The following is a 17598-nucleotide window of genomic DNA, read 5'->3' as shown; positions in this document are numbered from 1 at the left end:
TCCAGGCCTTAGGACCCAGCGGTCACTCGACGGGCCCGGGCACTGGTGAGACCCTCCCCGGGACCACCCACCCACCCACCCAGGCCAGCGGCGGCTACGCCCCCTGGTCCGGCCACGTCCCGGGCCAGGGCGGCGCACCCCGGTGACTACCTACCGTCTCCAGCTGAGCGAGGACCTTACCTTCGCCGACGCGGAGAACCTGGTGCCCTACCTCTCCCGCCTCGGTGTCACGGACCTGTACCTCTCACCTGTGCTCGCCGCCGCCCCGGCTCCACGCACGGCTACGACGTCATCGACCACCAGCGGGTCAGCGAGGTGCTGGGAGGGCGTGCAGGCCTGGAGTCCCTGGCCCGCACCGCCCACGACGCAGGCATGGGCCTGGTGGTCGACATCGTGCCCAACCACATGGCCGTGCCCACCCCGGCCTGGCACAACCAGCCGCTGTGGTCCGTGCTGCGTGAGGGGGCGGACTCCCCCTACGCCGCCTGGTTCGACGTCTCCGTGGACGAGCCGATCCTCATGCCGGTCCTGGGCAGGCGCATCGGGGAGGTCCTGGCCGACGAGGAGCTCGTCCTGGAGACCATGGTCGTCCCCGGCCAGGAGCACCTGGGCCCCCAGCACGTGCTGCGCTACTTCGACCACGCCTTCCCGGTTGCTGCGGGCACGGAGTCCCTGCCCATGCACGTCCTGGTCGAGCGCCAGCACTACCGGCTGGCCTATTGGAAGGTCGGCGACGAGGAGATCAACTACCGTCGCTTCTTCGACGTCGGCACCCTGGCGGCGATCCGCGTGGAGGACCCTGAGGTCTTCTCCGGGTCCCACGCCCTGGTGCTGGAGCTGGTGGGCTCAGGGGTTGTCAACGGCCTGAGGGTAGACCACCCCGACGGCCTGGCCGACCCCGGAGGCTACCTGTCACGGCTGTCTGCTGCCAGCGGCGCAGCCTGGATCGCCGCAGAGAAGATCCTGGCTCCCGACGAGTCCCTTCCCACCTCCTGGTCCGTGGCTGGGACCACAGGCTATGACGCGGCCTGGCGGATCGACCAGCTGCAGGTAGACCCCTCCGGCGCGGCCCGCCTGGGCGCCCTCATGCAGGAGCTGACGGGGGACGCGCCGGTGGACCTGGGCCGGGTGACCGAGGAGGCCAAGCGGGAGATCATCGCCGGCTCCCTGGCCTCCGAGGTGGACCGCCTGGCACGGATCCTGGATGACCTGACCTCCCGCGACGTGCGCCTGAGAGACCACACCTTCAAGGACCTGCGGGCCTGCGTCATCGAGCTGCTGGTCGCCGCCGAGCAGTACCGGGCCTACGTGGTTCCCGGGACACCACCCACGCCGGAGACCGTTGCCGTCGTGCACCGTGACGCCGAGGTCGCCCGCGCCCGCCTGGAGGCGGACCAGAGTGAAACCCTGGACCTGGTGGTCGCCCTCCTCCTGGGCGAGCCGGTGGGCTCTGAGGGGCTGTCCTCCTCCGCGCAACGGGCTGAGGCCGTCATCCGCTTCCAGCAAGTGTGCGGTGCCGTAACCGCCAAGGGAGTGGAGGACACCGCCTTCTACCGGTGGACCCACCTGACCAGCCTCACCGAGGTGGGCGGCAACCCGGGAGGCTTCGCTCTCAGTGCGGACGAGGCACACGCCTGGGCCGACCGGGTCCAGGCCACCTGGCCGGACACCATGGTTACCTCTACCACCCATGACACCAAGCGCGGCGAGGACGTCCGTGCCCGCCTGGACGTCCTGGCCTCCTACGCCGAGGAGTGGACGGACCTGGTCCACCGCCTGCGTGCCGCCACCCAGCGGGTCAGGCCAGTGGACCTGGACGGACGCAGCGAGAACCTGCTGTGGCAGACGCTGTGGGGCACCTGGGCTCCCGGCTCCGCAGACCCGATGGATGCCGACCGCCTGGGGCGCTACCTGGTCAAGGCCGCCCGGGAGCAGAAGACGTGGACCAGCTGGACCGCCCCGGACTTGGAGCGCGAGCAGGCACTGACCGACTACGCCGCCCACCTGCTCAGCGACGAGGAGGTGACCCGCCAGATGGAGGCCTTCGCCTCTCTGACCGCCCGGGCGGTACGGGCCTGCGTCCTGGCGAACAAGGCCCTGACTCTGACCTGGCTGGGCGTGGCCGACGTCTACCAGGGCAGTGAGGTGACCCGCACCTCCCTGGTGGACCCGGACAACCGCCGGGTGGTGAGCTACACGGGCGCCTCCGGTTTGGAGGCGGTCCTGGAGCGCCTGGACGCCGGGCAGAGTCCCCGGGGCCTGGACGAGGAGAAGCTGGCTCTGACCGCCAGGATTCTGCGCCTACGTGCCCAGCGCCCGGAGACCTTTGTCGGCCCCCGCTCGGGGTACCGGGCGATCCCGGTCACCACCTCCTTCGCCTTCGCCTACGCCCGCCTCCTGGACGAGGAGCCGGACGTCGTCGTCATCGCGCGGCGGCTGAGCTACCGCCTGGAGCAGCTGGGCGGCTGGCGCGAGGAGAGCGTCGTCCTGCCCGAGGGGACCTGGCAGGACGTCGTGTCCGAGGCCCGTACCCAGGGCGGGTTCCAACGGCTGGCCGATGTCGTCGGGGAGGCTCCGGTCGTCGTCCTGGCCCGTGTCCCCAGGGCCGTCCAGGCGATCACGTCCCAGGAGACGGACGTATGAGACGTATGAGCGGCCACCAGTACCCCACAACCCCTGACAGCACCCCTGAGGAGGCCCTCCGTCCCGGCTCCGGGACCCTGCCCGCAGAAACCTCGCCCGAGGGCTCCTGGCCTTCGCCCTGGTACTCACCCGCTCCTCCTCCGGGTCCCCGCGTCCCGGTGTGGGCGCCGTCCGCCAGTGCGGTCGAGCTGCACCTGCCCGCCAGCGACAGGCTCATCGGGATGGAGCGCGCCCACGACGGCTGGTGGCTGTCCCCGGTGGACCTGGAGGAGGGGACCGACTACGCCTTCCGGGTAGACGGCTCACCGGACCGGCCCGACCCCCGCAGCGCATTCCAGCCGAAGGGCGTGCACGGCCCCTCCCGGCTCGTGCTGCCCGGAACCTGGGGGCAGGAGGTGTGGACAGACACCAGCTGGCAGGGGCGAGACGTCCTGGGCTCGGTGATCTACGAGCTGCACGTGGGCACCTTCACCCCCGGCGGCACCCTGGACTGCGCGGCCGAGCGCCTGAGCGACCTGGCTGCCCTGGGCGTGGACGTGGTCGAGCTGATGCCGCTGGCTCCCTTCCCGGGCCAGGCGGGGTGGGGCTACGACGGGGTCTCCTTGTGGGCGGTCCACGAGGCCTACGGCGGCCCCTACGCCCTGGCACGGTTCGTCGACGCTGCACACGCCGTCGGCATCGGCGTGTGCCTGGACGTGGTCTACAACCACCTGGGCCCCAGCGGGAACTACCTCAGCGTCTTCGGCCCCTACTTCACCCAGGCCCACCACACGCCCTGGGGGGAGGCGGTCAACTTCGACCAGGACGGCTGCGAGCAGGTCCGCGCCTACGTCATCGACGCAGCCCTGCGTTGGCTGCGCGACTTCCACGTCGACGCCCTGCGGCTGGACGCGATCCACGAGATCAAGGACACCTCCTCCCACGGCGGCGGTCCCGGGCCGCACGTCCTGGCCCAGATGTCGCAGGCCGTCCAGGCCCTGAGTGCCCGGCTAGGGCGGCCCCTGAGCCTGGTCGCAGAGTCCGACCTCAACGACGTCGGTGTCATCACCCCGACCTTGCAGAACCCTCCCGCCCAGCATCCCAGCCTGGGGATGACCGCCCAGTGGGCTGACGACGTCCACCACGCGCTGCACGCTCGCCTGACCGGGGAGTCACAGGGGTACTACGCCGACTTCGCTGAGCCCGGGGCCTGGGTCAAGGCCTACCAGGGCGCCTTCCTCCACGACGGGACCTGGTCCTCCTTCCGGGGTCGGACCTGGGGCGCGCCCGTACCTGAGGGGACCGATCCGAGGCGTTTCGTGGTCTTCACCTCCAACCACGACCAGGTCGGCAACCGCGCCCTGGGAGACCGCCCCTCCCAGTCGCTTCCCGACGAGGTGCTGGCGGCACAGGCGGCGCTGCTGCTCCTCAGCCCCTACACGCCGATGCTGTTCATGGGAGAAGAGTGGGGGACCCGCACGCCCTTCCGCTTCTTCACTGACCACGACGACCCACAGCTGGCCAGCAGCGTCTCACAGGGGCGGATCGAGGAGTTCACTGGGTTCGGATGGGACGCCCAGGACGTTCCTGACCCCCAGGACCCGGCCACCTTCCTGGCCTCACGGCTGGACTGGACGCAGCGCAACCATCCGGAACACGCCCGGATGCTGCGCTGGTACCAGGACCTCATCGCGCTGCGCCGCAGGCTAGAGTGGTCCTCCCGCCGGTCCTGGCCCCAGGTCCACGACAAGCAGGGGGTCATCACGGTGGCCTACAAGGACGTCGTGGTGGCGGCCAACCTGTCCGACCGGGACCAGCACGTACCCGCGGGCAGAGTGCTGCTGAGCTGGCAGCCACCCGGCACCGACTCACGCCCACAGGTGCAGCAGCAAGATGCCTGGCAGCACCACGGCCAACCTCGTGTCCTGGTACCCGGGCAGACCGTGGTAGCCCGGCGCTGACAGCCGCCTCAGGAAGAGGCGTCTGCAGAGCTGCGGGACCTGCGCTCACGCAGCCTGGTGGTGAGTGTCCGCTTAAGGCCCAGGGCACGGACGAGCCCCGCGTAGACTCGGGGATACACCGGTACGTCCCACGCACCTGGCACGTCAACCGGACCGTCAGTGACGAACTTGTTCTTGAACTCCCGGACCCCGGCGAGCTCAGGCACACGCGGGGAGTCCACGCCCATGAGGTCGTAGGTCCGCACCCCCTGGGCGCGCAGCCAGCAGGCCTCCTTGTAGACCAGGGCGTCCGCCGCCCGCAGCCGCCGCCCCTGGGCGGAGGAGCCGGCATAGTAGCGCAGGGCGCCGTCCCCGTAGACGGTGACCAGGGACCACACCAGCGCCTCCTGGCCCTGCCGACGTGCCACGTACAGACGAGCGTGATCGGGTCCCAGGGTGCGCAGCATCGTGCGGTACACGGACTCCGGCGCCGGCCGGAAGCCGTCGCGCTCCCCAGTCTCGGTGAGAATCTCGTAGAGCTCAGAGAACACCTCCTGCGCCCTGTCGGTCTCGTCGTGGAAGGTCAGCTCCTCGTGGCGCAGCGCCTTGCGCACATCGCGTCGTCCCCGGGACTTGAAGGACGCCAGGACGGCCTCGTCGTCCTGGCGGTCCAGGTCAAGGACGACGGTGCGGTCGTAGGTCATGGTCTGAAGCAGCTCGTGGCAGTCCGGTCCCTGGACAGCGGCGTGGAGACGGACAAAGACGACCCGAGGGTCGCGGTGGCGCACTCCCGCGACCAGCAGGCGCCGCAGCTCGGCCTCCTCCTGGGGAGTCGGCTCCTCCCCCAGCCACACCGGGGCGTGACGCGCCCACAGGTAGGGGAAGCCCCGGACCGTCATCCGCGTCAGTGACACCAGGGCGCGGTCCCGGCCGTCTGCCCCCTGGTACACCACACGCCCCCAGGGCTGGCGCCCCTCCATAGCGGTGTCGAAGGAGTCCCAGACCACCGTCTGCTCGACAGGCAGCGTCACCTCCGCATCAGCCGCGATCCTTGCGAAGGTCTGCCAGTCGACCTCGCGCATGGCCGCTGCGGGGACCTGGGCGGGCTTGTTGTCGGTACTGCTACTCATCGGTGCGTCTTTCTCGGTCATGCCGTGTCTGTGGGCAAAGCAGGTCGTGGGTGACAAGGTGTGGAAGAGCAAGATGCCACAAGGGCAGGGTCTGACAAGGTCTAGAAGGCGGTATCGGTGGCCTGCGGGTAGTAGCGGGCAAACTTCCGGTACTGGTTGAGCTCCTGGGCGCTGACCACGAGGTTACGTCTGAGGGAGCGGTCCCGGTGGTAGCGCAGCGGATTGGCACTGCGACCGCTGCTCACCAAGGCGTTGACCCGGCTGCGCAGGGACTCCTCGCGCAGGTACCGTCTGAGCAGCCGGTGGGGAAGCAGCGAGTAGAGCACCTCCTGGTCAACTCGCGCAGGCTCTACCTCACGTCCCAGGACCAGGTCGCGCACGGCGAAGGTCACCGGATTGTGGCCCGCAGCAGCCATGTAGTAGCAGTTGCGCCCGATGCGCGGGTTGACCTCCAGGAAAAGCGCTCGCCCGTCACGGGGGTCCACCTTAATGTCGAAATTGGCGAAGCCCCTGTAGCCGACGTGCTCCAGCAGCCTGACGGCCTGCTCCATCATCTCGGTGAAGGGCTCGGTAATCATGGACACCGGGTTGCCCAGCATCGTCGGGGCGTGGTCCTCCAGCAGGACCCTGGCCGACCCGGTAAGCACGGCACGTCCCCACGAGTCGACGTAGGCGGTCAGGGAGCGCATCGAGGTGTCGTCCCCGCCGATGAGCTCCTGGGCCAGGAAGTGGCCGCGGAACCCTGCGCAGCGCAGACGCTGCCACAGGGAGTCAGCCTCCTGGGCGTCAGCGACCACGAAGACCTTCTTCTTGTCCTCCATGCGCAGGTCGTTGTACTCCGCGGAGGACGCGGGCTTGGCGATCTGCGGGTAACCGAGGGCAGCGGTGTCGGCCGGCTTCCAGTCCTGGGCACCAGCATCTGTGAAGTCTTGGACCACAGTGGCGGGGGTGGGCACCCCTAGCTCTGCGCACACCTGAGCAAAGACAGCCTTGTCTGAGACACGGGCAGCGACGGGGGCGCTAGCAACCGGGATCTCAAAGTGCTCGGCAAGCACCTGCCTGTGGTCGTTGATGACGCGGATGTGCCAGTCCGTGTTGGCCAGGAGCACCCGCCTGGCACCCGGTGTGCGCCTGGCCACGTCAAGGGCGGCCTCCACGTAGTCTCCCGGCTCACTGTGCTCTCCCAGCGCGACCGTGCGCACGATACGCGATCGAGTCAGGACCTGCGTCGGCCGGGGAGCGATGCACACCGAGACCACCCGGTAGGCCTCGTGGAAGCAGCGTGCCAGGGCGTAGACCCCGATATCACCGCCGAGAAGGACGGGCACCAACTCGGGTACCGGTACCGTCGGGACACTGCCCCGAGGCTGCGTGGTTCCTGCTGGGCTGGGGTCGTGGCCAGGCACTCGCGCCTCCTGGGGTCTGTGACAGCTAAGCACGCCAGGCCCGTAACCGGCACCCGACTAGTGGACCAGGATATAGCCCCTCAGCACCGGTGTGCCCACCCCAGGCAGCCTATTGAGTTGGACACCACTGCGGCCCCGCGTGCCGCGCCCGTCGCGCGGCGTGGCACCACCGCAGACCGGCGCAGCGCCGCTAGCGTGAGAGCCGTGACTGGCAGTGGTAGGACGCGGCAGGGGCGGGCAGGCTCCTTCCCCCCTCGCTTCGAGGAGGCGCTCCTTTCTGTCCGCGACACGCCCCGCCCCCGGGGGCTGGTGCTGGAGGAGGTCCCCGGGCCTGGGCGCATGGCGCCATTCACTGCCGCCCTGACGGCAGAGACCGTCCAGACCGTCAACGAGGTGCCGGTTGGCTCAGGCCGCTTCGTCATCCTCTACGATCCCTCCGGGCAGCGTGCCTGGCACTCGGACTTCCGCATGGTCGCCATGGTGAGGGCGCGCCTTGACGAGGAGCTCCACGCGGATCCCCTGCTCAGCTCAGCCGCGTGGTCCTGGCTCACCGACTCCCTCGCTGACGCCAGGGCCGGCTACCACGCCCTTGTCGGGACGGTCACCAGGGTCCTGTCGGAGACCTTCGGAGGACTCGATCTCAGTGACGCCTGCGGGCACGCTGAGATACGCGCCTCCTGGTCCCCCAACACCCCCGACCTGGGCCCCCACCTCACGGCCTGGTACGAGCTGATCCTCGTGGCCTCCGGGCACGAGCCAGCCCGGGTCAGGCCCCTGAGCCTGGCCGGGACTCCCCGGTAGGACCAGTTCTGGCAGGAGCTGTAGCATGTGTTCTCGTGCCTTGTCCACCTGTGCCTGCGGCCGTACCTCGCCAGGAAGGGGCCGTAGCCGCCCCCCGACCTGCCGTGGTTCCCGGAACCACTGACCACCCGGTCCCGCCCGAGCACGTCGTCGCCTACCCGCGCCCACGTGACGGCCTTCCTGCCGTCACGGACTCCCCTGCCGCCTTGGCGGCAGCCGCTCACGCCCTGGCCACCACCGGGACAGGACCGGTGGCCGTCGATGCCGAGCGCGCCTCCGGATTCCGCTACGGCCAGGACGCCTACCTCATCCAGCTGCGTCGCGACGGCGTGGGAACCGTGCTCGTTGACCCGCTGAGCGCCGGGAGCCTCACTACACTGGCACAGGCCATGAGCCAGCCGAACTGGGTGCTGCACGCTGCTGACCAGGACCTGCCGTGCCTGCACGCGCTGGGCCTGTACCCACCCGGCCTCTTCGATACCGAGCTGGCAGCCCGCCTCCTGGGACGTGACCGGGTCGGGCTGGGCCCGCTCATCGAGGACACCCTGGGGCTGCGCCTGTCCAAGGACCACGCGGCTGCTGACTGGTCCATACGCCCCCTGCCACCGTCCTGGCTGGTCTACGCCGCCCTGGACGTCGAGCACCTCCTAGACCTGCACCAGGCGCTGGGTGAGGAGCTAGAACGTGCCGGGAAGGCGCAGTGGGCCGCGCAGGAGTTCGAGCACCTGCGCACCCGGGCACCCAGACAGACCAGGCCCGACCCGTGGCGCAGGGTCCCGCACGCCGGAAAGGCCTCCCGCTCCCCCCGGTCACTAGCGGTCCTGCGAGAGCTGTGGACTGCTCGCGAGGAACTAGCCGCCGAGCTGGACCTCAGCCCCTCCAAGGTGCTCCCCCACCAGGCCCTTGTGGCTGCCGCCGTCTACCGCCCTACCTCGCGGCGCAAGATGGGTTCGCTCAGGGAGTTCTCCTCCCGCCAGGCACGCCAGCACCAGGAACGCTGGTGGCGGGCAATTGAGCGGGCGCTGACGCTGCCTGACGCCGACCTTCCCCCCACACGCGCCCCGCTGGGCCCCGGCGAGCTGCCGCGCCCCCGCTCCTGGCGGCGCCACCACCCGGAGGCAGCAACCGCCCTGGAGCAGGTACGCCAGGCACTGCACGCACGTTCCACCGCTGTACGCGTCCCCCAGGAACTGCTACTGGCTCCCGAAGCCCAGCGCCGGATCGCCTGGGATATCGGCGAGGAGCGCCACGACCACCTGCGGCGCCAGATCAGCACCGCAGAGGTCTGCCAGCGTCTGGAGGCCGCAGGAGCACGTCCCTGGCAGGTGGAGCAGACGGCGGCAGCGATCGCCACGTCTCTCTCCCGGTAGGTCCCGGTCAGCCAGGTAGGTTGAGACCGCAGGTAGAGCGGGAGTACACGGCGGGTGGGGACTGTCGAGGCCTAGTGGACGGTAAAGCCGTGGGAGCGGAAGATCTCCCGGGTCGACTCCACCAGCTCAGGCTCGGGCGGGCGGGTCTCCTTCAGCTTGTAGTCGAGACCGAGAGCGTCCCACTTGTCCGTGCCCATCTGGTGGAAGGGCAGGACCTCTACGCGGGACACGACCGAGCGCCAGCGCTCGACGATACGAGCGACGTTCTCCACGTTGCGCGGCTCATCAGTCAGACCGGGAACCAGGACGAAACGCACCCACACCTCGGTGCCTGCGGCCGCGAGCCGGTCACCAAAGGTGATCGTAGGAGCCAGCGCCCGGCCAGTCACCTTCCTGTAGGTCTCCTCGTCCCCGCTCTTGACGTCAAGAAGCACCAAGTCGATGTCCTCCAGCATCTCCTCGGTAGCGTTGGCGCCGAGGAAGCCGGAAGTGTCGATACAGGTGTGGACTCCCATGCTCTTGGCTCCCGCCAGCAGCCTGGCCGCAAAGGCCGGCTGCATGAGCACCTCTCCCCCAGACAGGGTGATACCGCCCTGGGAGGCGCGGAACACGCGCCGGTAGCGACGCATCCGCCGTAGAAGCTCCTCCGCCTCGACCGGCTCACCGTCCTTCATGAGGAAGGTGTCAGGGTTGTGGCAGTACAGGCAGCGCAGGGGACAGCCGTTGAGGAAGATGGTCATACGTGTCCCGGGACCGTCAACCGCGGTCACCAGCTCCCAGGAGTGGATCGACCCCAGCTCTCCGGACCGCATCCTGGCCAGACGTTCAGAGCGCTCAAGATCCGTGAGCTCCTCGAGCCCGCCGATCCCGGCTCCGCGCAGGCGCGCGGCCGGAGCCAGGAAGTCCTGGTCCCGGCCGCTGTCGCGAAGAGCTGTCGCGGACTGGGTCACCGTCACCTCAGTATCGCTGCCTGCCGACGGCCTGGGGCCTCAGGCCTGAGAGTGGAAGGTCCGCTCCAGGACGTCACGCTGCTGTTCCCGGGTGAGCTTGACAAAGTTGACCGCGTATCCGGAGACACGCACCGTGAGGTTCGGGTACTTGTCCGGGTTCTCCATCGCGTCCTCAAGGGTGTTGCGGTCAAGGACGTTGATGTTGGCGTGGTAGAGACCCTTGACGCCGCCCTTGTCCTGCCGCTGCGCCTTCATGGAGGCGAGGCGCTCCTCGTAGGTAGCCATGACTGGTCCTTTCTGGTGGTGGGTTGTCTGAGATATCTGCCGATGTCTGAGGCGCCACGGTGGTGGCCGAGGTGGCCGCTGCCTAAGGGTCGTCGTCCCGTGCAGGGCGAGACACCTCTAGACCTCTTCTAGACCTCTGCGTAGTCCTCCTCGGGCACAAAGCCCGCGTCGAGGATGCCCACAAGGTTGGCCACGCGCTCCTCAAGGGTGCGTCCCAGCCCCTGCGGGGTAATGGTGTTGGTCAGGGAGATCCCGTCCAGCGCGTCGTCGTAGTCGAGCTTGCCGACGCTGAGCATGGAGGCGACCATGCCGTGGGTGTCCATGCCGTTCTCCGGGTTGGCACCGGGGGAGAAGGGAGTACCCTTCTTGTGGCCCGAGGGGAAGGACCCCGTGGCCTTGCCGTAGACCACGTTGGAGGTGATGGTCAGCACCGACTGGGTGGGTATGGCGTCCCGGTAGAAGGGCTGTGCCTTGATCTTGGACATGATGGTGTGGACCACGGTCGCGGCGATGTCGTCGGCCCGGTCGTCGTCGTTGCCGTAGATCGGGAACTCGCCCTCGGTGATGTAGTCCACCACGAGGCCGGTCTCGTCACGCACGGGAAGGACCTTGGCGTACTTGATGGCGCTCAGGGAGTCGGCCACGATCGACAGGCCTGCGATCCCGCAGCCCATGGTGCGTACGATCTCGGAGTCGTGCAGGGCCATCTCGATCGACTCGTAGGCGTAGCGGTCGTGGCAGTAGTGGATGATGTTGAGGGCCTCGACGTAGGTCGCCACGACCCAGTCCAGCATCTTCTCGTACTTGTCCCACACCTCGTCGAAGTCCAGCGGTCCGTTGCCCTCGATTCCCGGCAGGCCGGTGACGACCTGCCTACCGGTCATCTCGTCCCGGCCTCCGTTGATGGCGTAGAGCAGAGCTTTGGCCGAGTTCACGCGGGCGCCGAAGAACTGCATCTGCTTGCCCACCCTCATCGGGGACACGCAGCAGGCGATAGCCGCGTCATCGCCCCAGTGGTCCCTGATCTGCTCGTCGGCCTCATACTGGATGGAGGAGGTCGTGATGGAGATCAAGGCGCAGAAGTCCTTGTAGCCCTGTGGCAGGTCCTCGTCCCAGAAGATCGTGATGTTGGGCTCCGGGGCGGGGCCGAGGTTGCGCAGCGTCTGCAGCAGCCGGAAGGACGTCTTGGTCACCTGGGAACGGCCGTCCTCGGAGAAGCCCGCGTCTGACCAGGTCGCCCAGTAGGGGTCCCCGGAGAAGATCTGGTCGTAGTCGATCGTGCGCAGGAAGCGGGTGATCCGCAGCTTCATGACGATGTTGTCGATAAGCTCCTGCGCCCGGGACTCGTCAATGACGCCCTTGGAGAGGTCCCGCTCGAAGTAGATGTCCAGGAAGGCCGACAGCCTCCCGATGCTCATGGCAGCACCGTCCTGGGACTTGACGGAGGCCAGGTAGGCAAAGTAGGTCCACTGGACGGCCTCGTGGGCGTCGCGCGCGGGGCCAGAGATGTCGTAGCCGTAGGACTCCGCCATGCGCTTGAGCTTCTTGAGAGCCTTGATCTGCTCAGCGTGCTCCTCGCGGTAGCGGGCCCAGTGCTCGGAGAAGGGCTGGTCGGCCACAGCGTCCTTGGCCTGCTGCTTCTGCTCGATCAGGAAGTCGACGCCGTAGAGCGCCACGCGGCGGTAGTCGCCGATGATTCGGCCGCGGCCGTAGGCGTCGGGCAGGCCGGTGATGATGTGGGAGGAGCGCGCCGCGCGGATACGCGGCGTGTAGATGTCGAAGACAGCATCGTTGTGCGTCTTGCGGTACTGGGTGAAGATCTTCTTGACCTCGGGGTCGACCTCCTTGCCGGCCTCCTTGATCGCCGTCTCCACCATGCGCCATCCGCCGTTGGGCATCATCGCCCGCTTGAGCGGCGAGTCGGTCTGCAGTCCGACGACGACGTCATCGTCATCGCTGATGTATCCGGGCTGGAACGCGTCGACATCGGCGGGAGTGTGGGTGTCGACGTCGAGGATGCGGACCTTGCGCTCCCGGGAGAGGTAGTCCTTCTCAAGGGTGTCCCACAGACGCAGGGTCTTGTCCGTGGCACCCTCCAGGAAGGAGGCGTCGCCCTCGTAGGGCGTGTAGTTGCGCTGGATAAAGTCGCGGACGTCGATGTCGCGCGTCCACGGGCCGGCAGCGAACCCTTCCCACGCACCCTCCTGGATGCTGCTGCCGACAGTCTCGGTGGCGGATGGTGTGACCTCAATGGTGGTCATCCGTCATGCCCTCCTCAGCTGGGTGACCGAGGGTCACCGGGGTTTGTGTACGCCCTTGTGAGGCGTGACGGCACGTCCAGCGTGCCGCCATAACCAGCCTAGAGCCACCGGCGCCTCCCTTGGGCCGCAGGTCCCGCCCACCTCGGTGCGATGACTCACAGGAAGCCCGCCAGCACCGCCGTGCGGGGACAAAGGTCCCGGCCCGGGGCGACCCCGCTCGCGGGGCAGCAGGACGACGGAGCAGCTGGCTGATGCCAGGCGGGGCAAGGCGTCGTCAGGCCCTGGCCGCAGGCGGGGCAGACGTGTCGGAGCGCAGCCGGGTCGCCGGGTTAGGACGGGCGTCCCACGGCAGCGCTGTCAGCGCTGCCGCGTCACGACGGCCCGGCACCAGGACGTCCAGTGTCGTGCGGGTGGCCGTGACGATGCCCTCGGCGTCCATGGACAGCTCGCGGAGCAGCTGTGAGCGGGTGTCCGTGCCCACGAAGGCGCGGGGGACCCCCAGGCGCTTGAAGACCGGGCCGCCGCCCGCACCGACACTGAGCGGACCGTGTCCTGCCCCGGCGCCGGCACCGCGCACGGCAGCAGTCTCGACGGCGGTCTCGACGGCGTCGCGCAGCTGGGAGCCGATACCGCCCTCGACCAGGCCGTCCTCGACGACCACGACGAGGTCGGCAGCCGCTGCGGCGCTGACCAGAGGAGACGGTACGGGCACGACCCAGTGCGGGTGCACCACCGTGACGGCCGGGGCGACCCCGCCCGCCAGCCCCGCCTGGCCCTGCGCAGGCACCGGCCAGGCGCCGCCCAGCCGCCGCCCGGCCTCGGCCGCGGCCGCGGCCATGGCACCCACGCCGACAATAAGCACCCGGGGAGCGTCAGGACCGTCTCCCGGCTCCTCCACGAGCACGTCCACCGCGTCGAAGGGGCCGTGGCCGCCGTCAAGGTCGTCGAGCACACGCAGGGCGGGCAGCGGGTCAGGCAGCTCCCCCTTGGGGTAGCGCACCACGGTAGGTGCGTCCCCGACGCTGACCGCGTGGCGTAGCGCGGCCCGCATCGTGTCCTCGTCTCGGGGAGCAGCCAGGTGCAGCCCGGGAACGTGAGCCATGAGGGCCATGTCCCACATACCGTGGTGGCTGGGCCCGTCGGTACCAGTCAGCCCTGCCCGGTCCAGGACGATCGTGACCCCGGCCCGGTGGAGGGCGACGTCCATGAGCACCTGGTCAAAGGCCCGGTTGAGGAAGGTGGCGTACAGGGCCACCACCGGGTGCATGCCCGCGTAGGCCATGCCCGCGCTGGCCGTCAGGGCGTGCTGCTCGGCGATACCCACGTCCACGACTCGCTCGGGCATCTCGTCGGCCAGGGGCTGGAGCCCCACCGGCGCCTGCATGGCCGCGGTCACCGCCACGACCCGCTCGTCACGCCTGGCCATGGCCAGGACCTCCTCGGCAAAGACGGCCGTCCAGCCGAAGCGCTCAGCCACCACAGGCAGGCCGGTCTCCGGGTGGATCCGCCCCACGGCGTGGAACCGGTCCGCCACGTGCTCCTCCGCTGGAGTGTAGCCGCGGCCTTTCTGGGTGATGACGTGGACGATCACCGGCTCGGAGTACTCGCGCGCCCGAGTGAGGGCAAACTCCAGCGCGGTGATGTCGTGGCCGTCCACCGGTCCGGTGTACTTGATGCCCAGGTCCTCGAAGAAGGCCGAGGGCACCAGCACGTCCTTGAGTCCCCGCTTGAGACCGTGGAGGGCGTCGTAGGCCGCTCGTCCAGGCGGGCCCTGGGCGAGCAGGGCGCGCCTGACCCCGGCTAGCACACGCTCGTAGCCGGGGTTGGTACGCAGCGCGTCGAGGTGGTGGGCCAGCCCGCCGATCGTGGGCGCGTAGGAGCGTCCGTTGTCGTTGACGACAATGACCAGGTGCCTGTCGGAGGAGACCGCGATGTTGTCCAGCGCCTCCCAGGCCATCCCCCCGGTCATGGCACCGTCACCGATGACGGCGACCACGTGGCGGTCCTCCTCGCCTCGTAGCCGGTGCGCGCGGGCCACGCCGTCAGCCCAGGACAGGGAGGTCGAGGCGTGGGAGTTCTCCACCACGTCGTGCACCGACTCCGCCCGCGAGGGGTACCCGGACAGGCCGCCCCGCTCCCGCAGTCGGCTAAAGTCCTGGCGGCCCGTCACCAGCTTGTGGACGTAGGCCTGGTGACCCGTGTCGAAGATGATCGTGTCACGAGGGGAGCGGAAGGTGCGGTGGAGAGCCAGCGTCAGCTCCACCACCCCGAGGTTGGGACCCAGGTGCCCGCCGGTGCGCGCTACGCTGGCCACCAGGAAGCCACGGATCTCAGCGGCCAGGGCCACCAGCTCGTCACTGGTGAGCCGGTCCAGGTCACGGGGCTGGCCCACCAGGCCCAGCACGGGCCCAACGGCCTGCGGGCGGTCTGTGCGGCCATGGTGCTCACGGTGCTGGGCAGCAGGCAACAGGCGTCCCCCTCACTCTCTTTTCTGATCATCTTCCACTCCCCCGGGCGGAACCGCGGACACGGCCCGCAGCCCGGGACGGCCCCGCGCCGCCGACCCGGCTCTACCGGCGCTGCGCGGTCCCGCTGACCGGGAAGGTACAGGTACCTCAGCATAGGCGCACCTGCGCCCACAACGCCCCCTCTGCCGAGGTGGGAAGCCCTGCGCCGGGTGGCAGGCGCGCTCGCACCGTGTCACCCGGCTCACGCCAGCCAGCACCAGCCACTATGGTGGGCACCGGCCCCAGCAGCCCCGTCACCGCCCGGCACGTCCCAGGGGCCGCCTCGCCCCGCTCCAAGGAGGAACCATGAGCACCACCGCGCCCTACGGCACCTGGCCCTCACCGATCGCACCGGGCACCATCACCACCCGGACCGTGCGGCTGTCCCAGGTGCGCGTGGACGGCGGAGACACCTACTGGGTGGAGCAGCGCGCCTCGCAGGCGGGACGCAACGTCCTGCTGCGCCGCGACGCGGACGGACAGGTCGGTGAGGTGCTGCCGCTTACCCCCGCTGACGAGCTCGTCGACGCTCGCACCCGCGTCCACGAGTACGGAGGACGGGCCTACGCCGTGGACAGCGGTATCGTGGTCGTCTCCCACGCCAGGGACGGCCGTCTCTACCGCTATGACGTCGCCCACCGTATCCGGGGCCTCGTCCCCCTCACTATCTACGGTGAAGTTCGTCACGGCGACCTGGAAATCGATACTGCCCGCGGCCTTGTCTACGCCGTCAGAGAGGACCACCGGGGCGAGGGTGAGCCGGTCAACACCTTGGTAGCCGTCCCCCTGGACGGCTCCGCGGCCCGCGACGACACCCCTGTGCGCACCCTCGTCTCAGGCACCGACTTCGTGGTCTCCCCCACCCTGTCCCCTGACGGCAGGCTGCTGGCCTGGATCACCTGGGACCACCCGGGGATGCCGTGGGACAACGCCTCCCTGCACGTGGGCGAACTGATGCCAGACGGCTCCCTGGGCGAGCAGACCGTCCTGGACGGGGGCCGCGGCAGCTCTGTGGCCGAGCCACGCTGGACCGAAGAGTGCGACCTGGTGCACAGCTCGAACTCCTCCGGCTGCTGGAACCTCTACCGGACCGAGGGCTTCCCCCGCCGGGGCACCAGCGGGGACCGCTGGACCACCGCCCTGCGCACCCGCGCCCTCCACCCCGCGGACGCCTCCTTCAGCTACCCGGCCTGGCAGCTGGGACCGCACTCCTACGACGTCCTCGACAACGAGCGCCTCATCACCTCCTGGTCACGCGACGCCGTCTCGCACCTGGGAACCATCAAGCTGGCCAACGGGGAGCTCGAGGAGTGGAACGTCGGCTGGCAGCCGCTGGGCAACGTCGCCTCCTCCGAGGGGCGGGTCGTCATGCTGGCCTCCAACGAGCTGGCGCTGCCCAGCATCGTCGAGGTCAGGAACAGCCGTGTCCAGGTCCTGCGTGACTCCGGGGAGTTCCGCCCTGACAGCGCTGGCGTGTCCCTCCCCACTCCTGTGTCCTGGCCCACCAGCGACGGGGCCACGGCCCACGGCTTCTACTACCCACCGGCCTCCGCCACCCACGTCGGGCCCGCCGACGAGCTGCCCCCGCTGATCGTCAACGCCCACGGAGGACCCACGGCCTCGGCCTGGCCGGGCTATGACCTGCGGATCCAGTACTGGACCAGCCGCGGCTTCGCCTACCTGGACGTCAACTACCGCGGCTCAACAGGCTACGGCACCGACTACCGCAGGTCCTTGGAGGGCAACTGGGGCGTCTACGACGCCGACGACTGCGTCACGGGCGCACAGTTCCTTATCGACTCAGGCACCGTGGACGGCTCCCGGGTCGCGATCCGCGGGTCCTCCGCCGGAGGCTTCACGGCCCTGTCTGCCCTGGTCCGCTCCCGGGTCTTCACCGCGGCCGCCTCCAGCTCCGGCGTTGCCGACCTGACCCGCCTGGTACGCACTACCCACAAGTTCGAGTCCTGCTACATCGGCCAGCTTCTCGGCACCCAGGACACTGACGACCCGGTCATGACCGAGCGCAGCCCCATCAACCACGTCGAGGAGATCACCGCGCCTCTCCTGCTGCTTCAGGGGTCCGAGGACCCTGTCGTCCCCGCCGAGCAGGCCACCCTCATGTACGAGGCCCTGCTGGCCAAGGGCGCCCCGGTCGCCCTGGAGATCTTCCACGGAGAGGGCCACGGGCTGCGCACGGCTGCCAGCATCCGCCGCCAGTACGAGGCCGAACTCAGCTTCTTCCGGCAGGTCTGGGGCATTGAGGCCGCAGCCGAGGACGGCGCAGCCGTCCACGTCGCCAACCTGAGCTAGGACCTGGCTAGGGCGG

The 17598-nt window shown here is 69.4% G+C and carries 10 protein-coding genes and 1 pseudogene; 5 read left to right on the top strand and 6 right to left on the bottom strand.

The window, feature by feature from the left end; genetic code table 11:
* Positions 1-95: 95 nt before the first annotated feature.
* Together treY and treZ are read left to right on the top strand one after the other, a co-directional pair.
* Positions 96-2643 (top strand): annotated as a pseudogene (gene treY / locus D5R93_RS06130) (malto-oligosyltrehalose synthase); the annotation flags it as partial.
* Complete coding sequence (gene treZ, locus D5R93_RS06125) at positions 2640-4583, top strand: malto-oligosyltrehalose trehalohydrolase (protein WP_243106989.1); 1944 nt, start codon at positions 2640-2642, stop codon at positions 4581-4583. The pseudogene treY and the gene treZ, both read left to right, overlap by 4 nt.
* Before the next feature lie 8 nt (positions 4584-4591).
* Here treZ and D5R93_RS06120 read toward each other — a convergent pair whose 3' ends face one another.
* Together D5R93_RS06120 and D5R93_RS06115 are read right to left on the bottom strand one after the other, a co-directional pair.
* Positions 4592-5692, bottom strand: coding sequence for a lipid II:glycine glycyltransferase FemX (locus D5R93_RS06120; protein ID WP_120204382.1), 1101 nt, complete (start codon positions 5690-5692; stop codon positions 4592-4594).
* Between the two features lie 101 nt (positions 5693-5793).
* On the bottom strand, positions 5794-7098 hold the full coding sequence (locus D5R93_RS06115; protein ID WP_119834981.1) for a carboxylate--amine ligase: 1305 nt from the start codon (positions 7096-7098) through the stop codon (positions 5794-5796).
* 204 nt (positions 7099-7302) lie between these two features.
* Here D5R93_RS06115 and D5R93_RS06110 point away from each other — a divergent pair, with 204 nt between their 5' ends.
* Positions 7303-7899: a DUF3000 domain-containing protein gene (locus D5R93_RS06110; protein ID WP_119834980.1), complete on the top strand. Its 597-nt coding sequence runs from the start codon at positions 7303-7305 to the stop codon at positions 7897-7899.
* Positions 7900-7934: 35 nt separating this feature from the next.
* The gene (locus D5R93_RS06105; protein WP_243106988.1) at positions 7935-9269 is read left to right on the top strand and encodes an HRDC domain-containing protein; all 1335 of its coding nucleotides are present in this window, start codon (positions 7935-7937) and stop codon (positions 9267-9269) included.
* A gap of 71 nt (positions 9270-9340) precedes the next feature.
* Here D5R93_RS06105 and pflA read toward each other — a convergent pair whose 3' ends face one another.
* From pflA to dxs, 4 genes are all read right to left on the bottom strand, one after another.
* Positions 9341-10219, bottom strand: coding sequence for a pyruvate formate-lyase-activating protein (gene pflA, locus D5R93_RS06100; protein WP_120204376.1), 879 nt, complete (start codon positions 10217-10219; stop codon positions 9341-9343).
* 39 nt (positions 10220-10258) lie between these two features.
* The gene (grcA2, locus tag D5R93_RS06095) at positions 10259-10504 is read right to left on the bottom strand and encodes an autonomous glycyl radical cofactor GrcA2 (RefSeq protein WP_119834977.1); all 246 of its coding nucleotides are present in this window, start codon (positions 10502-10504) and stop codon (positions 10259-10261) included.
* A 128-nt stretch (positions 10505-10632) separates the two neighbouring features.
* The gene (locus D5R93_RS06090; RefSeq protein ID WP_119834976.1) at positions 10633-12765 is read right to left on the bottom strand and encodes a pyruvate formate lyase family protein; all 2133 of its coding nucleotides are present in this window, start codon (positions 12763-12765) and stop codon (positions 10633-10635) included.
* 274 nt (positions 12766-13039) lie between these two features.
* Positions 13040-15232, bottom strand: a complete 2193-nt coding sequence (gene dxs, locus D5R93_RS06085) for a 1-deoxy-D-xylulose-5-phosphate synthase (protein ID WP_120204374.1) — start codon at positions 15230-15232, stop codon at positions 13040-13042.
* 346 nt (positions 15233-15578) lie between these two features.
* Here dxs and D5R93_RS06080 point away from each other — a divergent pair, with 346 nt between their 5' ends.
* The gene (locus D5R93_RS06080) at positions 15579-17582 is read left to right on the top strand and encodes an alpha/beta hydrolase family protein (RefSeq protein WP_120204371.1); all 2004 of its coding nucleotides are present in this window, start codon (positions 15579-15581) and stop codon (positions 17580-17582) included.
* Positions 17583-17598 lie beyond the last annotated feature (16 nt).

The sequence above is a fragment of the Actinomyces lilanjuaniae genome, assembly GCF_003606385.1.
Classification (GTDB): Bacteria; Actinomycetota; Actinomycetes; order Actinomycetales; family Actinomycetaceae; genus Actinomyces; species Actinomyces lilanjuaniae.
Note: the sequence above shows the minus strand (reverse complement) of the source record. Positions and strands in the feature narration are given on the sequence as shown.

Bases quoted from the DNA above. Each gene is read 5' to 3' on its own strand.
- D5R93_RS06120 (WP_120204382.1), bottom strand. From the start codon at position 5,692: ATGAGTAGCAGTACCGACAACAAGCCCGCCCAGGTCCCCGCAGCGGCC.
- treZ (WP_243106989.1), top strand. From the start codon at position 2,640: ATGAGACGTATGAGCGGCCACCAGTACCCCACAACCCCTGACAGCACC.
- grcA2 (WP_119834977.1), bottom strand. From the start codon at position 10,504: ATGGCTACCTACGAGGAGCGCCTCGCCTCCATGAAGGCGCAGCGGCAG.
- D5R93_RS06090 (WP_119834976.1), bottom strand. From the start codon at position 12,765: ATGACCACCATTGAGGTCACACCATCCGCCACCGAGACTGTCGGCAGC.
- D5R93_RS06080 (WP_120204371.1), top strand. From the start codon at position 15,579: ATGAGCACCACCGCGCCCTACGGCACCTGGCCCTCACCGATCGCACCG.